Genomic DNA, 16,514 nt, shown 5'->3' on the forward strand with positions numbered 1-16,514 from the left:
GGTCTCTCCCCAGGCCGCCATCAGTAGTTGCTGCCGCTCGAACCCGGCGCCGACGTGCTGACGCCCGCATCCCTCGCGACGGCGTTCTGCGCGGCCGTCGTGTGGTCCTCGTTGGTCCCGTAGACGCTCGCCGTCCGCGAGACCGCCGTCTGCATCGCCTGGATCTGCGACGCGAGGTCCTTGTGCAGCTGGACCAGCTGGGCGTGCACCTTCTCGTAGGCGCTGGTCAGGGCCGTCGCCTCGGCGAACTCCGCGCTCGCGAAGCTCTTGCCCGTCAGCTTCTGTTCCTGAAGCTTGTACGGCGCCGCGGGCGAGCCGTCCATCGCGGCGAGCAGGGCCTCGACCTTCCCCGCGAACGTCGTGAGCGTGTCGAGCTCGACCTTGACGTCCTGCTTGCCGAAGGCCGCCACCAGGTCGCCGGCGCTGACGTTGGTCTGCACCGTGCTGACGATGGGCGCGAGGTTGATCCCACCGACCCAAGGCAACGTGATCTTCTGGTCCAGCATGAACGGCGTCGCGTCCCCCGAAGGGTTCGCCGGTGCAGGCGTCCCCGACCCGTCCCCGTTAGCTCCTGCCACAGCAGTTCACCTCTCCCCCGTACGGCCGGCCGCACCCGGGCGTCCCGGGCGGCCGCGTGCCGCAACACACCGTCAACTTCTGGTTCGCACCGCCCTGGTCGGCGCACCGACCGCCCTGTGGACGGGCTACTCCTCCGTCATCGTAGCCACCGCCCCTGTCGGACCGGCAGGGCCCTTGGCCCGCCCGTACGCGATCGGTACGAACTTGACACGTACGAGGCGCCGCGACAGCCCTGGGTAGACTGACCCGGTACGCCCCATCTGCCGCGCAATGTCGCACAGCAGCGACCCAAGGCCGCAGAACGGACGTGACCGCGTGAGTTCCTCCGACGCCTCCCCTTCCCCCTGGTGGGCCCGTGCCGCGCGGCCCGCGCGGCCGCCGCTGCCGGTGGCGCTGATGGTGCGGGCGGCGGTGGGGATGGCGCTGCCGTTGGCGGTGGGGCTGGTGGTGCACCAGCTGGATCTGGGGGTGTTCGCCGGGCTCGGGGCGATGCACGCGACGATGAACGACCGGGTCGAGCCGGGCAGGTTGCGGGCCGCCCGGATCGGGACGGCGGTGCTCGCCTCCGCGCTCGGCATGCTGATCGGCACCGCCCTCCAGCACACCGGCGCGGACGGCGTGGGCCTGGGGGTCGCGCTGACGCTGACCGCCTTCGCCTCCGGCGCGTTGAGCGCGACGGGTCCGCGCGGTTCGGCGGCCGGGATGCTGCTGCTGGTGTCGGCCGCGCTGGGCAGTGGGATGCCGCTGCCGCGGCCGTGGTGGGCGGCGCCGCCGATGATGCTGGTCGGGGCCGCGTTCGTGGTGCTGCTCGGGCTGCTGCCCGCGGGGGCGCCGAACCGGCCTGCCGCGGATCCGTGCAACCGGGCGCTGGCCGCCGCGTACGAGGCGCTCGGCCGTACCCTCGTCGACCTGGGCGGCCCGCGGGCGGCGTCCTCGCGCCAGGTGCTGACGGCCCGCCTGAACCAGCTCCAGGACCTGCTCGGCACGAGTCACACGAACCGCACCAGCCGCACGAGCGGCACGAGCAACACCGGCCGCCGGAGCGGCCGGGACCACCGGGACCGCCAGGAGCGCCGCCGCCGGATGTACGAGGCCGCCCTCGCCGCCACCGAGGCCGCGACCGGTCTGCTGTGGGCGCGCCGCCCCGTCCCACCGGAGGTGGCCGAGGTGCCGGCCCGGCTGGCCGCCGCGGTGCGGCAGGGCGGTGGCGAGGTCGCCGTGCCCGACTGGCGGCCCGACACCCCCTCCCGGCAGGCCCTGGACGTGGCTCTGCGTGCCGCCGCCGACACCGTGGCCGGCCGTGACACCCGGATCGGCACCGCACCCGCGCCGCCACCGGACCCCTGGCGGCTGCGGGCGCGGCTGCTGTCCCGGGGCTCGGTCCGGTACGGCCTGCGGGTCGCGCTGTGCATCGCGGTCGGCTCGGCGGTCACCGCCAACTTCCCGCTCAGCAAGAGCTACTGGGTGCCGATGACGATCGCCTTCGTGCTCAAGCCGGACCTCGGCTCGGTGTTCCTGCGCGCGGTGAGCCGCTCGGTGGGCACGGTGCTCGGGGTGGCCGTGACCGCGGCGCTGCTGATGGTCACCACCGACGAGTGGGCGTTGACGGCGATGGCGGCCGGCTGCGTGGCCCTGCTCCCGTACGCCACGGCGGCGCACTACGGGCTGAACACCGTGGTGATGACGCCGATGGCGCTGATCCTGCTCCAGCTCGGCGGGCAGAGCAGCGCCGCCGAGTTCTGGCCCCGGGTCCTGGACACCGTGCTGGCGAGCGCGATCGTCCTGCTCTTCGGCTACCTGCTGTGGCCGGAGCGGCCGCGCCACCGGATCGAGCCCCGGCTGGTCGACGCCACGACGGCGCTGCGGGCCTACCTCGACGCCGTCGTCCTCGACGCGGCCGTCCTCGACACCACTCTCCGGAACGGCAGCACCCACGGCGGCAACGCCCAGGTGTGGCTGCGCCGCACGGCCTACCGGTCACTGGCGGACGCCCGCCAGGAGGTGCGGCAGGGCCTGGCCGAGCCGCCGCCCACCGGCCGGCTGGCCGAGCGGTGGCTGCCGGCGACGGCGGCGCTGGAACGGCTGGGCGGCGCGGTGGCGGCCTTCGCCGCGCAGATCCGGTACGGCGGCCGGGTGCCGGACCCGTCCGAGGTCGACCGGGTGCGGACCGCACTGGACGAACTGACCGCCGCCGCGCGGGCGCACCGGCCACCGACGGCCCCACCGGCCCCGGCAGCCCCGACGGACCGTCCGGCCGCCCCGCACGACCCGACGCGCAGCGCACTGGGCCGTGCGGCCCAGGAGCTGGAGACGCTCCTGGGCAACCGGCCCGCCGGGTGAATCAGAACCAGGCGACCCCGATCAGAGCGGGGTGACCCCGGTCGTAGCCAGGCGACCCCGATCGGAGCCGGGTGACCGCGATCAGACCTGCTCGGCCAGCTCCAGCCAGCTCATCTCCAGCTCCTCCTTCTCCTCCCGGACCGCGCGCAGCTGCGCGTCCAGCTCCGCGACCTTGGAGAAGTCGGCGGCGTGCTCGGCGAGTTGGGCGTGCAGCTTGGACTCCTTCTCGTCCAGCTTGGCGATCTGCCGCTCCAGCTTCTGCATCTCCTTCTTCGCCGCCCGCAGGTCCCCGCCGGAGAGCCCGGCCGCGGCGGCGGTGGTCTCGGCCGGCGCGGCCGCAGCGGCGGAGGGAGCCGCGGCCTGAGCCGCGGCGGCCATCCGGGCCCGGCGCTCCAGGTACTCGTCGACGCCGTTCGGCAGCATCCGCATCTTCTTGTCGCCGAGCAGCGCGTGGACGGTGTCCGTGGTGCGCTCGATGAAGAAGCGGTCGTGGCTGATGACGATCATCGAGCCGGGCCAGCCGTCGAGCAGGTCCTCCAGCTGGTTGAGCGTCTCGATGTCCAGGTCGTTGGTGGGCTCGTCCAGGAAGAGCACGTTGGGCTCGTCCATCAGCAGCCGGAGCAGTTGGAGCCGGCGCCGCTCGCCACCGGACAGGTCGCCGACCGGCGTCCACTGCTTGTCCTTGCCGAAGCCGAACTGCTCGCACAGCTGGCCGGCGCTCATCTCCCGGCCCTTGCCGAGGTCGACCCGCGAGCGGACCTGCTCGACGGCCTGGAGCACCCGGGTCGCCGGGTCCAGCTCGGCGACCTCCTGCGACAGGTACGCCAGCCGGACCGTCTTGCCGACCTTGATGACGCCGGACGCCGGCTGGACGTCGCCCTCGCTCGCGTACGCGTCGCGCAGCGCGCGCAGCAGCGAGGTCTTGCCGGCGCCGTTGACGCCGAGCAGGCCGATCCGCTCGCCGGGGCCGAGCTGCCAGGTGAGGTTCTCCAGCAGCAGCTTCGGGCCGGCCTTGACGGTCACGCCCTCCAGGTCGAAGACCGTCTTCCCGAGCCGCGCGTTGGCGAACTTCATCAGCTCGGACTTGTCGCGCGGCTCCGGCACGTCCGCGATCAGGGCGTTGGCGGCCTCGATCCGGTAGCGCGGCTTGGAGGTACGGGCGGGGGCGCCGCGGCGCAGCCAGGCCAGCTCCTTGCGGGCCATGTTCTGGCGCTTCTGCTCCTCGACGGCCTCGATCCGGGAGCGCTCGGCACGGGAGAAGACGTAGTCGGAGTAGCCGCCCTCGTACTCGTGCACCTCGCCGTGCTGGACGTCCCACATCCGGGTGCAGACCTGGTCGAGGAACCAGCGGTCGTGGGTGACGCAGACCAGCGCGGAGCGGCGCTTCTGGAGGTGCTCGGCGAGCCAGTTGATGCCCTCGACGTCGAGGTGGTTGGTGGGCTCGTCGAGGACGATCAGGTCGGGCGAGCCGAGCAGCAGCTTGGCGAGGGCGATCCGGCGGCGCTCGCCACCGGAGAGCGGGCCGATGACGGTGTCCAGGCCGTCGGCGAAGCCGGGCAGGTCGAGGCCGCCGAAGAGGCCCTCGATGATGTCGCGGATCCGGGCGTCGCCGAGCCACTCGTGGTCGGCCCGGTCGGCGATCACCTCGTGCCGGATGGTGGCCTCGGGGTCCAGCGAGTCGTGCTGGGTGAGGACGGCCATCTGGAGTCCGCCGGAGTGGGTGATCCGGCCGCTGTCGGGCTCCTCCAGCTTGGCGAGCATCCGGATCAGGGTGGTCTTGCCGTCGCCGTTGCGGCCGACGACGCCGATCCGGTCGCCCTCGCTGACGCCCAGGCTGACCGCGTCCAGCAGGGCGCGGGTGCCGTAGACCTTCGTGACGGACTCGATGGTGGCGAGGTTGACGGCCACGTGTGCTGCGCTCCTGGGTTCGGCGGTCGCGGGGCGGCCCGCCGCTCGGCGGTCGGGCTCCCCTGTCGGGGACACCCCGATCTCCCCAGCCTAATGGGCCCGCCGGAACGCCTTCACCGCGTCAGCCCGCCAGGAACCCGCCTCGGGCCCGACCACCGCGCCGGCCCGCCGCGACCCCGGCCATCACCTCAGCCCACCAGGGACGCGCCCGGCACCGGCCCGTGCGTGGCGTGCGCCGTCCGGCAGGTGCCGGAGGCCCGCAGCGCCTCGGCCACCGCGGCGGCGGCCTCGGCGTCCTTGGCCAGGAACGCGCAGGTCGGCCCGGAGCCGGAGACGATCGCCCCGAGCGCGCCCGCCTCGGTGCCGGCCCGCAGGGTGGCGGCGAGCGCGGGGCGCAGCGAGAGCGCGGCGGGCTGGAGGTCGTTGGCGAGCGCGGCGGCCAGGGCGACGGTGTCGCCTTCGGCGAGCGCGGCGAGCAGCGCCGGGTCGGCGTCCGGGGTGGGGACGTCGGTGTCGCTGGAGCCGGTGCCGGCCTCCTCGCGCAGCCGGTCGCACTCGCGGAACACGGCGGGGGTGGACAGGCCGCCCTCGGCGACCGCGAAGACCCAGTGGAAGGTGCCCTCGACGGTCAGCGGCTCCAGGATCTCGCCCCGGCCGCGGCCGAGTGCGACGCCGCCGAGCAGGGCGAACGGCACGTCGGAGCCGAGTTCGGCGGCCAGTTCCAGCAGCACCGGCAGCGGGGTGTCCAGCTGCCAGAGCGCGTCGCAGGCGACCAGTGCCGCCGCTCCGTCGGCACTGCCGCCGGCCATGCCGCCGGCGACCGGGATGGCCTTGGCGATGTGCAGGTGCACGCCGGGGTCGGCGATGCCGTGGTGGGCGGCGAGCAGCCGGGCGGCGCGGGCGGCGAGGTTGCTGTCGTCCAGCGGGACGGCGGCGGCGTCCGGGCCGGAGCAGCTCAACGTCACGCCCTCGCCGGGAGTCGCCGTGACCTCGTCTCCGAGGGCGACGGCGAAGAAGACGTTGGCCAGGTCGTGGAAGCCGTCGGCGCGCAGCCCGCCGACCCCCAGCTGGACGTTGACCTTGGCCGGTACCCGTACGGTGATCACGCGGCGTCCTCGGCGGGCTTGTGTTCGGCGATCTTGGCGAACTGCTCCACCGTCAGCATCTCGCCGCGCAGCTTGTGGTCGATCCCGGCGGCCGCGAGCGCCTGCTCGGCCTTGGCGGCGGAGCCGGCCCAGCCGGCCAGTGCGGCGCGCAGGGTCTTGCGCCGCTGGGCGAACGCGGCGTCGACCACCGCGAACACCTCCTCGCGGCTGGCGCTGGTCTTCGGCGGCTCGCGGCGGATCAGCGAGACCAGCCCGGAGTCGACGTTGGGGGCGGGCCAGAAGACGTTCCGCCCGATGGCGCCGGCCCGCTTCACGTCGGCGTACCAGTTGGCCTTGACCGACGGGACGCCGTACACCTTGTTGCCCGGCTTGGCGGCGAGCCGGTCGGCGACCTCGCTCTGCACCATCACCAGGGTCCGCTCGATGCTGGGGAAGGTCGCCAGCATGTGCAGCAGGACGGGCACGGCGACGTTGTACGGGAGGTTGGCGACCAGCGCGGTGGGCGCCGGCCCGGGCAGTTCGGTGACCTCCATGGCGTCGCTGAACACCAGGTCGAAGGCGTCCGCCTTGCCGGGCATCCGGGCCGCGACGGTGTCCGGCAGGTGCTGCGCCAGCACCGGGTCGATCTCGACCGCGGTGACGTGCCGCGCCACCTCGAGCAGCGCCAGCGTGAGCGAGCCGAGCCCGGGCCCGACCTCCACGACCGCGTCCTGCTCCGTCACGTCGGCGGCCCGGACGATCCGCCGCACGGTGTTGCCGTCGATGACGAAGTTCTGCCCGCGCTGCTTGGTCGGCTTCACGCCGAACGCGGCCGCCAGCTCCCGGATGTCGGCGGCGCCCAGAAGGTGGCTGTCAGGGGTGGGGTCGGTGGTGCTCACGCGCCAAGGATACGGGCGCGGGGGGCGCCGTCCGGACGCGCCGTCCGGACGGGCCTCCGACCAGGGCAACGGACCCCCGACCACGTGCGACGGCCCCCGGCCGCCCGCTCAGTACCCGAAGGCCCGCGCCGTGTTCTCCGCGATGGCCGCGGACAGCTCGTCCTCGGCCAGGCCCAGGGTGGCGGCCATCGAGCGCACCGTGACCGGGATCAGGTACGGGGCGTTCGGGCGGCCGCGGTAGGGGTGCGGGGTGAGGAACGGGGCGTCGGTCTCGACCAGGATCCGGTCCGGCGGGGTGGCGAGCAGGGCGTCGCGCAGCGGCTGGTTGGCCTTGAAGGTGACCGGGCCGGCGAAGGAGAGGTACCAGCCGTGCTCGGCGCAGGTCTTCGCCATCTCCGCGTCGCCGGAGTAGCAGTGGAAGACGGTCCGCTCCGGGGCGCCCTCCTCCAGCAGGACGGCGATGACGTCCTCGTGGGCGTCCCGGTCGTGGATGACCAGGGCCTTGCCGTGCCGCTTGGCCATCTCGATGTGGCGGCGGAACGACTCCTTCTGGATCTCCACGCCCTCGGGCCCGGTGCGGAAGTAGTCGAGGCCGGTCTCGCCGACCGCCAGCACCTGCGGCAGCGCGGCGAGCCGGTCGATCTCGGCGAGCGCCTCGTCCAGCGCCGCCTGACCGCCCGCGAGCCGCTGCTGCCCGGACCATCCGTCCGCATCGCCGAGGAAGATCCTCGGCGCCTCGTTCGGGTGCAGGGCGACGGCCGCGTGCACCTGCTCGTACTGCGCCGCCAGTTCGGCGGCCCAGCGCGAGCCGGGCACGTCGCAGCCCACCTGGACCACCGTGGTGACCCCGACCGAGGCGGCCTTCGCGAGGCCCTCGGCCGGGGTGCCGGACTGCATGTCGAGGTGGGTGTGCGAGTCGGCCACCGCCACGGCCAGGGGTTCCGGCAGTGGCGGCGGGGTCGACCGGGCGTCGTCCTTGGCGGCCATGTCAGGCGGTCGGCTTCTCTTCGAGGCGCGGGAAGAGGATCTCGCCCTTGGTGACGGTGGCACCGGCGGGCAGCCGGCCCCAGTCGGCCACGGTGGCGACGGTCTGGGCGCGGAGCGCGCCGAGCCCGGCGGCCTCGGCGCCCAGCGAGACCCACAGCTTCTCGGCGGTGGACGGCATCACCGGGTTGAGCAGCACGGCGGTGGCGCGCAGCGACTCGGCGGCGGTGTAGAGGATGGTGGCCAGGCGGGCCCGGCCCTCGGCCGAGTCGTCCTTGGCGACCTTCCAGGGCTCCTGCTCGGTGAGGTAGCCGTTGACCTGCTTGACGAACTCGAAGATCGCCGCGATGCCGCCGGCGAAGTCCAGCTCCTCGCCGATCTTCCGGTCGGCCGTCTCGGCGGCCCTGGTCAGCCCGTCCGCGACGGCCTGCTCGGCGTCGCCCGCCGCGGTGGCCTCCGGCAGCACCCCGTCGAAGTACTTGCCGACCATCGCGGCGACCCGGGAGGCCAGGTTGCCGAAGTCGTTGGCCAGCTCGGAGGTGTACCGGGCGGTGAAGTCCTCCCAGGAGAACGAGCCGTCGGTGCCGAACGGGATCGCCCGGAGGAAGTAGTACCGGTACGCGTCCACGCCGAAGTGCGAGGTCAGGTCGGTGGGCGCGATGCCGGTCAGGTTGGACTTGGACATCTTCTCGCCGCCGACCATCAGCCAGCCGTTGGCCACGACCCGCTTGGGCAGCGGCAGCCCGGCGGCCATCAGCATGGCGGGCCAGATGACGGCGTGGAAGCGGAGGATGTCCTTGCCGACCAGGTGGACCGAGGCGGGCCACAGCTCGGCGAAGCGCTCCGGGTCGCTGCCGTAGCCGGCCGCGGTGATGTAGTTCTGCAGCGCGTCCACCCACACGTAGAGGACGTGCTTCTCGTCCCAGGGCAGCGGCACGCCCCAGTCGAAGGTGGAGCGGGAGATCGAGAGGTCCTTGAGGTCCTGCTCGACGAAGCGCAGCACCTCGTTGCGGGCCGAGGCGGGCTGGATGAAGTCCGGGTTCGCCGCGTAGAACTCCAGCAGCTGCGGGCCGTAGGCGGAGAGGCGGAAGAAGTAGTTCTCCTCCTCCAGCCACTCGACCGGCCGCTTGTGCACGGAGCAGAGCTTCTCGTCCGCGGTCGCGCCGTCGAGCAGCTCGGACGGGAGCTTGAACTCCTCGCAGCCGACGCAGTACGGGCCGGAGTAGCCGCCCTTGTAGATCTCGCCCTTGTCGTACAGGTCCTGGACGAACTCCTGCACCCGGGCGGTGTGCCGCTCCTCGGTGGTGCGGATGAAGTCGTCGTTGGCGATCTCCAGGTGCTCCCAGAGCGGCTTCCAGGCCTCTTCGACCAGCTTGTCGCACCACTCCTGCGGGGTGACGCCGTTCGCCTCGGCGGTCCGCATGATCTTCTGACCGTGCTCGTCGGTCCCGGTCAGGTACCACACCTTCTCGCCGCGCTGGCGGTGCCAGCGGGTGAGGACGTCGCCCGCCACGGTGGTGTACGCGTGGCCCAGGTGGGGGCGATCGTTGACGTAGTAGATGGGGGTGGAAACGTAGTACGCCGGGGCGTTCGCCCCGGTGGTGCTGTGGTCTGCAGTGGCCGCCATGGTCGGAAAGCTTAGTCGGGCACGCGGACCGCCCTCGACCGAGTTGTTCCCCGGCCGGGGGCGGACCGTCCCGTCACCCCGGTGTCAGCCCAGGAGCCGCGACCAGAACCGGGCCCAGCGTCCGCGCGGCCGGACGGGCTCGGCCACCGGGGGCGTCCCGGCCGGCTCGGCGTGCGCCGGGTAGCCGGGGGCGTGCTGCCAGGGCTGGTCGGCGGAGGCGACCCGGCCCTCGCGCATGATCCGCACGGTGTGGCCGCCGCACCCCGGGCAGGTCGGCTTGAGCAGCGGGGACGGCACCCGGACGCCGTTGGCGTGGTACTCGAACACGACGTGGCCGTCCTTGGCCACGTGGTGCTCGATGTCGTACGCCTGCTCCCAGCCGTACCCGCAGCGCAGGCACGCGAAGGAGTAGGCCTCCCGTACGGTCTCGACGGGAGTGTGCGGCCGGCCGGCCAGACCGGCCGTGCTCAGTGCGCTGCCACTGCGGGGGCTACCGACAACATCGCTCATGGCCGTCTCCCAGCGCCCGCCGGACGCTCGTCCGGCTGGGTCTTTCCCTTCCAGGGAATGCCCGGACCACCTCGGCCGACGCCCCACTTGTGAAGACTTGGATGCGGGTTGGGGAGCCCTATACGAAGGGCCTCCCCGAGACCGGGAACCGCGACCGAAGCTTCAGCTCAGCGGGTGTTTACCGGGGCCTTCCCTCCACGGTACGACTCCCCGTGAGCAACGCAACCCCCGGAATTCACTCCTTTCCCGGAGCCCCTCCCGGGGACTTTCCGGGGGACTTTCCCGGCGCCTTTCCGGGGGCGTTCTCCAGGCCCTCCTTCTTCGCCGCCACGACCGCGTCGAAGACCTCCCGCTTGGGCAGCGAGAGCTCCACCGCGACGGCCGCGATGGCCTCCTTGCGGCGCTCCCCGGCCTCCTCGCGGACGGCCACCAGTCGGGCCAGCTCGGCCGGGGTCAGCTCCTGGGGCGCGGCCGGCGGGGCGCCGGCGACCACGACGGTGATCTCGCCCTTGACGCCGTCGGCGGCCCAGGCGGCCAGCTCGCCGATCGGCCCGCGCTTGACCTCCTCGTAGGTCTTGGTGAGCTCGCGGCAGACGGCGGCCGGCCGCTGCGGCCCGAACGCCTCGGCCATCGCCGTCAGCGCCTCGGCGATCCGGTGCGGCGCCTCGAAGAAGACCATGGTGCGCGGCTCGGCGGCGATCGAGGCGAGCTGCCGGGCCCGGTCGCCGCTCTTGCGCGGCAGGAAGCCCTCGAAGGTGAAGCGGTCCACCGGCAGGCCGGACAGCGCGAGCGCGGTGAGCACCGCCGAGGGCCCGGGCACCGCGGTGACCTTGACGTCGGCGGCCACGGCGGCGGCGACCAGCCGGTAGCCGGGGTCGGAGACGGAGGGCATGCCGGCGTCGGTGACCAGCAGCACCCGGGCGCCGCCGAGCAGCGCCTCGACCAGTTCGGGGGTGCGGCCGACCTCGTTGCCCTCGAAGTAGGAGACCACCCGCCCGGCCGGGGTCACCCCGAGTGCCTGGGTGAGCCGGCGCAGCCGGCGGGTGTCCTCGGCCGCGATCACGTCCGCCGTGGCCAGTTCGTCGACCAGTCGGGGCGGGGCGTCCGAGACGTCGCCGATGGGGGTGCCTGCGAGAACGAGTACTCCTGTCACGGTCCCCATCCTCGCAGCTGCCGCGCGCCCGGGGTTTTTGGTGACGATTCGGTCAGCTTCCGAGGGAGCGGACACACGTGCGAAGAGCGCCCCTACGATGTGGCGGATGAACGGCGACACGGCGGCGCAGACGCCCACTGGTACGGACCACTCCGCGTACGGCGGCGTCGGCCTGCCGTCCCCCCGTCCACCGCAGGACGGGCCCGCCGGCTGGCGCGAGCGCCTGGCCCGGTACGGCTACACCGCCCGCCCCACCGCGCCGCTTACCGAGCGCCTGGTGCCGCCGATGCCGGACGGCCCCCGGGTGACGCCCGGGGACGTGCCCCAGTCGCCGCTGCTGCTGCGGATGGGCGTCTCGCTGCCGCAGGTCCTGTGGGTCTTCCTCTGCCGCTGGGCGGGCTGGCTCGGGCCGATCGCGGTGGCGGTGTTCGCCGGCCTGCTGCGGTTCACGAACCTCGGGCAGCCGCACGCGATCATCTTCGACGAGACGTACTACGCCAAGGACGCCTACGCGCTCTGGCACGGCGGCTACGAGATCAGCTGGCCGGAGGACGCCAACAGCACGATCATGACGCCCGGCGCCGCCGTCCCGTACCGGGCGACGCCCTCGTACGTGGTGCACCCGCCGGTGGGCAAGTGGATCATCGGCGTGGGCGAGCAGCTGTTCGGCATGAACCCCTTCGGGTGGCGGTTCGCGGTGGCCCTGCTCGGCACCCTCTCGGTGCTGATGGTGGCCCGGATCGCCCGCCGGATGTTCCGCTCCACGCTGCTGGGCTGCGTGGCGGGCCTGCTGCTCTCGGTGGACGGCCTGCACCTGGTGCTCAGCCGGGCCGCCCTGCTCGACCTGGTGGTGATGTTCTGGACCCTCGCCGCCTTCGGCTTCCTGCTGCTGGACCGCGACCGCACCCGGGCGCTGCTGGCCGCGAGGCTGGGCGGGGTCGAGAACGCCGAGCTCGCCCAGCGGCTGAACCTGGGCTGGCGCCCGTACCGGATCGCGGCCGGCGTCTGCGTCGGCCTGACCTGCGCCACCAAGTGGAGCGGCCTGTACGTCGCGGCTGCCTTCGGCCTGCTGACCGTGCTCTGGGACGTCGGCGCCCGCCGCCTGGCCGGCGCCCCGCGCCCCTTCGTGGCGGTGCTCGCCCGGGACGTGGTGCCGGCCTTCGTGTCGGTCGTCGTGGTCTCGGTCGCCGTCTACATCGCCTCCTGGTGGGGCTGGTTCGCCAGCAGCACCGCCCCCGGCCAGGGCGGCTGGGGCCGTGACTGGGCGGTCGGCCGCTCCACCGACTTCCCGTGGATACCCGAGGCCCTGCGCGCGCTGTGGCACTACCACTCGACGGTCTACGACTTCCACGTCGGCCTGAGCGACCCGCACACCTACCAGTCCAACCCGTGGTCCTGGCTGGTGCTGGGCCGGCCGGTGTCCTTCTTCTACGAGTCCCCCAAGTACGGCCAGGCCGGCTGCACCGCCGCCGACTGCGCCCGCGAGGTGCTGGGCATCGGCACCCCGCTGCTGTGGTGGACGGGCGTCGCGGCGCTGGCCTACTGCCTGTGGCGCTGGGCGGCCCGGCGGGACTGGCGGGCCGGCGCGGTGCTCTGCGGCCTGGCCGCCGGCTACCTGCCCTGGTTCGCCTACCAGCAGCGGACGATCTTCCTCTTCTACGCGGTGGTCTTCGTCCCGTTCCTGGTGCTCGCGGTGACGATGCTGATCGGCGCCCTGATCGGCCCCGCCGGCGCCTCCCGGGACCGCCGGATCATCGGTTCCACCGCGGCCGGACTGCTGATCCTGCTGATCGTCTGGAACTTCCTCTTCTTCTTCCCGCTGTTCACCGGGCAGACCATCCCGCTGGAGGACTGGCGCCGCCGGATGTGGTTCAACAGCTGGATCTGACCGCCGGCCCGGCGCGCACCGGGTTCCCACGAATCGTCCGTATGCGGTGTACGGCACGTACCAGATCCGTCACAAGTCCCGGGCGATTCGCCGGCGCACCGATCCGCGCTGCCTAGGGTGGGGGGGTACCGCGTTTCCGGCCCCGGCCGGTTGCGCCCGGCCGCGAGACCCCTGGGGGACCTGCACCATGCGCAGTGGCGCGAAGATCGGCATCATCACCGGCGTGTCCATCGCCGTCCTCGCGGGCGGCGGCTACGGCGCGTACAGCCTGATGAGCGGCTCCGACGGCTCCGGCGGCAAGAAGCCGCGCACCGTGGTCGCCGAGCCGCCGTCGGCCGAGCAGGCTGCTGCCGGGATGAAGGACTTCCTGACGGCCTGGGCGGCCGGCGACATCGCCAAGGCGGCCTCGCTCACCGACGACCCGGCCGCGGCCACCACCGCCCTGACCGCGTTCAAGGACCAGGTCAAGCCGAGCGCGCTGACCCTCACCCCGTTCGGCCCGACCACCCAGCAGGTCTTCTCCGCCGCCACCGGCACCCCCGCCCCGGCCGCCAAGCCGTCCGCCTCGGCCTCCGCGACGCCGGGTGCCGGCACGCCGGGCGCCGGCGACTCGCCGTCCGCCACGCCCGGGCCCACCGGCACGCTGATGTCGTACAAGGCGCGCGCCGAGTTCGCGGGCACCAACCGGGCCTGGGACTACCAGGGCTTCCTCGGCGTCGTGAAGATGAGCGACAACACCCCGGCCGTGCACTGGGCGCCGTCGGTGATCCACCCGCACCTGTCCGGCAACGAGACCATCTCCGTCCAGCCGGTCTTCGCCCCGCCGTCCACCGTGGTGGACCGCAACGGCAAGCCGATCCAGGGCGCCTCGCTCACCGCGACGCTGATGACCACCCTCCAGGACAACGCCAACAAGCTGCTGCCGCCGGACCCGGCCAAGGACCAGGACGCGGGCACCGCGGTGGTGATCACCGACCCGGCCGGCAAGGGCGCCGTGGACAAGCTGTTCACCATCGTCGAGCCGAAGCCCGGCAAGCCGTTCAAGGTGACCATCGACAACACCCTCCAGGCCGCCGCCGAGAAGGCGATGACGGACCTGGCCGGCAAGCCCGGCTCCGTCGTGGCGATCGAGCCGAGCACCGGCCAGGTGCTGGCCTTCGCCAACTCGCCGGCCACCGGCCAGAACCGGGCCTTCCTCGGGCTGCTCGCGCCGGGCTCGACGATGAAGATCGTCACCTCGGCGGCGCTGCTGGAGTCCGGGGTCAACCCGGACACCGTGGTCGCCTGCCCGGAGAAGAGCAGCAACCCGCACGCGATCCCGAACTCGTTCCCGGGCGCCTTCCCGACCAACACGCTCCAGCAGGACTTCATGATGTCCTGCAACACCGCCTTCATCGACCAGGGCCTGACCAGCCTCAAGCCCGAGACGCTGTCCGGCACGGCCAAGGACGTGTTCGGCATCGGCCTGGAGTGGAAGACCGGCCTGCCGAACACCGACGGCAAGGTGCCGCCGACTCCGGGCAGCAAGGACGAGCAGGCCATGAACTACATCGGCCAGGGCAAGGTCCAGATGAACCCGCTGGCCATCGCCTCGGTCACCGCCACCGTGCAGAGCGGCGAGTTCAAGCAGCCGATCCTGGTCGCCGAGCTGCCGCAGCAGAAGGCCGCCCGCCCGCTCTCCCCGGACGTGGACGCCAAGCTGAAGGCGATGATGGCGGCCACCGCCACCGGCGGCACCGCCAGGGACGTGATGGCCGGCATCACCGACAACGCGGGCGCCAAGACCGGCTCCGCCGAGGTCGCCGGGGTCGACGTCACCAACAGCTGGTTCACCGCCTACCGCGGCAACCTCGCGGTGGCCTCCGAGGTGCAGGGCGGCGGCCACGGCGTGGACGCGGCCGGGCCGGCCGTCGCCTCCATCCTGAAGGCCGCCGGCGGCCGCTGAGGCCCCCGACGAGCGACGAGCCCGCCCGGCCCGGAGGCCCGGCGGGCTCGTCGCCTTCCCGAGCGCTAGCGACGCGGCAGGACGGGCTGCCGCCTCCCGCGTATCCGGTCGGCGGGCGGCACCGGGGGCCGGCCGCTCCAGCGCCCGGCCGCCAGCCGGGGCCAGATCACCAGCACCGCCGGCAGCGCCAGGTACCCGAACCGTCCGGCCGGGGCCAGCATGAAGGCGATGGCGAGCCCGGCGGCCAGCAGGTCGGCCGCCGCGATCGCGGAGACCGGCGGCCGGGCCAGCAGCCAGATCGCCACCCCGACCAGGGCCACGGTCATCAGCGCCAGCGAGATCGCGTGCCCGGTGGGCCCGAAACCGGCCAGCACCTTGCCGGGCAGCGGGCTGCCCGCCGGGGTGCGGATCGCCGTCATCCCGAGCGGGAAGCGCACCACCTGTTCGCGCAGCGCGTCCGCCTGGGTCAGCGCGGAGGGCAGGATCACCAGCGCGCTCACCCCGACCCCGATCAGCGCGGTCCTGGCCGCGGGCCGCCGGCCGTACAGCCGCCAGAGCAGCAGGACGGCGACGGGCAGCGCGGGCCAGGCCGTCCACTTGAGGGTGCAGGCGAGGGCGAGCACCAGCCCGGCGCCGACCGTGCGGTCCCGCTCGGCGAGCGCCATGGCCAGGCAGCAGACCCCGATCAGCGGCAGGTCCACCCCGCCGACCGCCAGGGCGAGCGCGATCAGCGGCGAGGCGGTGAGGACGGCCAGCGGCAGCAGCGGCGCGCGCGGGTCGCCGCCGCCGGGCCGGGTGGGCCGCAGCAGCCGCCAGGCGGCCAGCAGACAGGCGAAGAAGGTCAGCGCGAACCAGATCCGGGCGTCCCCGGCGACCCTCGCGAAGGCGGTGGAGTCGCCGAGCAGCTGGCGTGGCATCCCGAACAGGGACATCGCCGGCAGGTACGGGTTGTAGTCGGTGACCACCACCGGGTGCGGCAGGTACGCGGTGCCGGTGGTGAGCAGCAGGTGGGCCGAGCGTTCGACCACCATCACCTCGGACTGGTGGCGGCCGTGCAGGGCGAGCAGTCCGAGCGGGACGAGGACGGCCCCGACGAGGGCCACCGAGGCGGCGGCACGGGCCGCGAAGCGGCGCGGCAGGGTCAGGCAGAGCAGTCCGGCCAGGAGGTAGGCGGGGGCCGCGATCAGGCCCCACAGCCGCTGGTTGTCCAGGTCGGAGACGAGTGGGAAGGCGGCGGCCCAGCCGGCCGCGACCAGGCAGCCGAGCAGTTGGGCGGTCCGCGTCGAGACGAGCCCGGCGAGCCCGGCGGTGTTCGGCCGGTCGGGCGTGGGCGGAAAGGTGCTCTCGCCGCGCTGTCGGGGGAAGGGGCGGACGGAGAAGCCGCGCGGCGGTCGTCCGGGTCTGGAGGACGACTCGATCGCGCAGGTCTGGGCCGGCGTTCTGCCGCGGCCGGTGAAGCGGCCGCGCGGGCGGGAATGGCCGGGCGTGCGGGTGCTCACCATGGTGGAAGGTTATGGGTGGGAGCCGGGCCCTGTCGCCATCGCGTGGGACACCGGACGGGGTTGGCGTGAAAAGGGCCGCCGGTCGCCTCGGCGG

12 protein-coding genes are annotated in these 16,514 nt (G+C 73.5%); 3 read left to right on the forward strand and 9 right to left on the reverse strand.

The features are described 5' to 3' along the window. Positions 1-20 precede the first annotated feature (20 nt). Positions 21-440 carry a hypothetical protein gene (locus ACGF13_RS15090; protein ID WP_392874000.1) on the reverse strand — a complete coding sequence of 140 codons (420 nt, stop codon included), beginning with the start codon at positions 438-440 and terminating at the stop codon, positions 21-23. Positions 441-894: 454 nt separating this feature from the next. Between ACGF13_RS15090 and ACGF13_RS15095 the strand changes: the two genes are divergently transcribed. After that, positions 895-2,919, forward strand: a complete 2,025-nt coding sequence (locus tag ACGF13_RS15095; protein ID WP_392874003.1) for an FUSC family protein — start codon at positions 895-897, stop codon at positions 2,917-2,919. Positions 2,920-3,000: 81 nt separating this feature from the next. On the opposite strand, the gene ACGF13_RS15100 is transcribed toward ACGF13_RS15095, so the two are convergent. The 7 genes from ACGF13_RS15100 to rsmI form a co-directional block, all read right to left on the reverse strand. Continuing rightward, positions 3,001-4,827, reverse strand: a complete 1,827-nt coding sequence (locus ACGF13_RS15100) for an ABC-F family ATP-binding cassette domain-containing protein (protein WP_392874006.1) — start codon at positions 4,825-4,827, stop codon at positions 3,001-3,003. Positions 4,828-5,015: 188 nt separating this feature from the next. Further along, the gene (locus tag ACGF13_RS15105; protein ID WP_392874009.1) at positions 5,016-5,933 is read right to left on the reverse strand and encodes a 4-(cytidine 5'-diphospho)-2-C-methyl-D-erythritol kinase; all 918 of its coding nucleotides are present in this window, start codon (positions 5,931-5,933) and stop codon (positions 5,016-5,018) included. Continuing rightward, positions 5,930-6,811, reverse strand: a complete 882-nt coding sequence (gene rsmA / locus ACGF13_RS15110; protein ID WP_392874012.1) for a 16S rRNA (adenine(1518)-N(6)/adenine(1519)-N(6))-dimethyltransferase RsmA — start codon at positions 6,809-6,811, stop codon at positions 5,930-5,932. Before rsmA ends, ACGF13_RS15105 begins: the two co-directional genes overlap by 4 nt. Before the next feature lie 108 nt (positions 6,812-6,919). Next, positions 6,920-7,798 (reverse strand): TatD family hydrolase, encoded by an 879-nt coding sequence (locus ACGF13_RS15115; protein ID WP_392874015.1) that lies wholly within the window; start codon positions 7,796-7,798, stop codon positions 6,920-6,922. A 1-nt stretch (position 7,799) separates the two neighbouring features. After that, a complete protein-coding gene (gene metG, locus ACGF13_RS15120) occupies positions 7,800-9,422 on the reverse strand; it encodes a methionine--tRNA ligase (RefSeq protein ID WP_392874018.1) in 1,623 nt (540 codons plus the stop codon). A gap of 84 nt (positions 9,423-9,506) precedes the next feature. After that, entirely contained in the window at positions 9,507-9,932 is a 426-nt protein-coding gene (locus ACGF13_RS15125) for a hypothetical protein (RefSeq protein ID WP_392874021.1), read from the reverse strand. A gap of 235 nt (positions 9,933-10,167) precedes the next feature. Next, positions 10,168-11,085 (reverse strand): 16S rRNA (cytidine(1402)-2'-O)-methyltransferase, encoded by a 918-nt coding sequence (gene rsmI / locus ACGF13_RS15130; protein WP_392874024.1) that lies wholly within the window; start codon positions 11,083-11,085, stop codon positions 10,168-10,170. 97 nt (positions 11,086-11,182) lie between these two features. On the opposite strand from rsmI, the gene ACGF13_RS15135 reads away from it, so the two are divergent. Further along, the gene (locus ACGF13_RS15135; RefSeq protein ID WP_392874027.1) at positions 11,183-12,973 is read left to right on the forward strand and encodes a dolichyl-phosphate-mannose--protein mannosyltransferase; all 1,791 of its coding nucleotides are present in this window, start codon (positions 11,183-11,185) and stop codon (positions 12,971-12,973) included. 187 nt (positions 12,974-13,160) lie between these two features. Continuing rightward, positions 13,161-14,918 (forward strand): penicillin-binding transpeptidase domain-containing protein, encoded by a 1,758-nt coding sequence (locus ACGF13_RS15140; RefSeq protein WP_392874030.1) that lies wholly within the window; start codon positions 13,161-13,163, stop codon positions 14,916-14,918. A 65-nt stretch (positions 14,919-14,983) separates the two neighbouring features. On the opposite strand, the gene ACGF13_RS15145 is transcribed toward ACGF13_RS15140, so the two are convergent. Continuing rightward, positions 14,984-16,420 (reverse strand): glycosyltransferase 87 family protein, encoded by a 1,437-nt coding sequence (locus tag ACGF13_RS15145; RefSeq protein ID WP_392874033.1) that lies wholly within the window; start codon positions 16,418-16,420, stop codon positions 14,984-14,986. Positions 16,421-16,514 lie beyond the last annotated feature (94 nt).

Source organism: Kitasatospora sp. NPDC048286 (assembly GCF_043201735.1).
Classification (GTDB): domain Bacteria; phylum Actinomycetota; class Actinomycetes; order Streptomycetales; family Streptomycetaceae; genus Kitasatospora.

Bases quoted from the DNA above. Each gene is read 5' to 3' on its own strand.
- ACGF13_RS15115 (WP_392874015.1), bottom strand. From the start codon at position 7,798: ATGGCCGCCAAGGACGACGCCCGGTCGACCCCGCCGCCACTGCCGGAA.
- metG (WP_392874018.1), bottom strand. From the start codon at position 9,422: ATGGCGGCCACTGCAGACCACAGCACCACCGGGGCGAACGCCCCGGCG.
- ACGF13_RS15125 (WP_392874021.1), bottom strand. From the start codon at position 9,932: ATGAGCGATGTTGTCGGTAGCCCCCGCAGTGGCAGCGCACTGAGCACG.
- ACGF13_RS15135 (WP_392874027.1), top strand. From the start codon at position 11,183: ATGTGGCGGATGAACGGCGACACGGCGGCGCAGACGCCCACTGGTACG.
- ACGF13_RS15140 (WP_392874030.1), top strand. From the start codon at position 13,161: ATGCGCAGTGGCGCGAAGATCGGCATCATCACCGGCGTGTCCATCGCC.
- ACGF13_RS15145 (WP_392874033.1), bottom strand. From the start codon at position 16,420: ATGGTGAGCACCCGCACGCCCGGCCATTCCCGCCCGCGCGGCCGCTTC.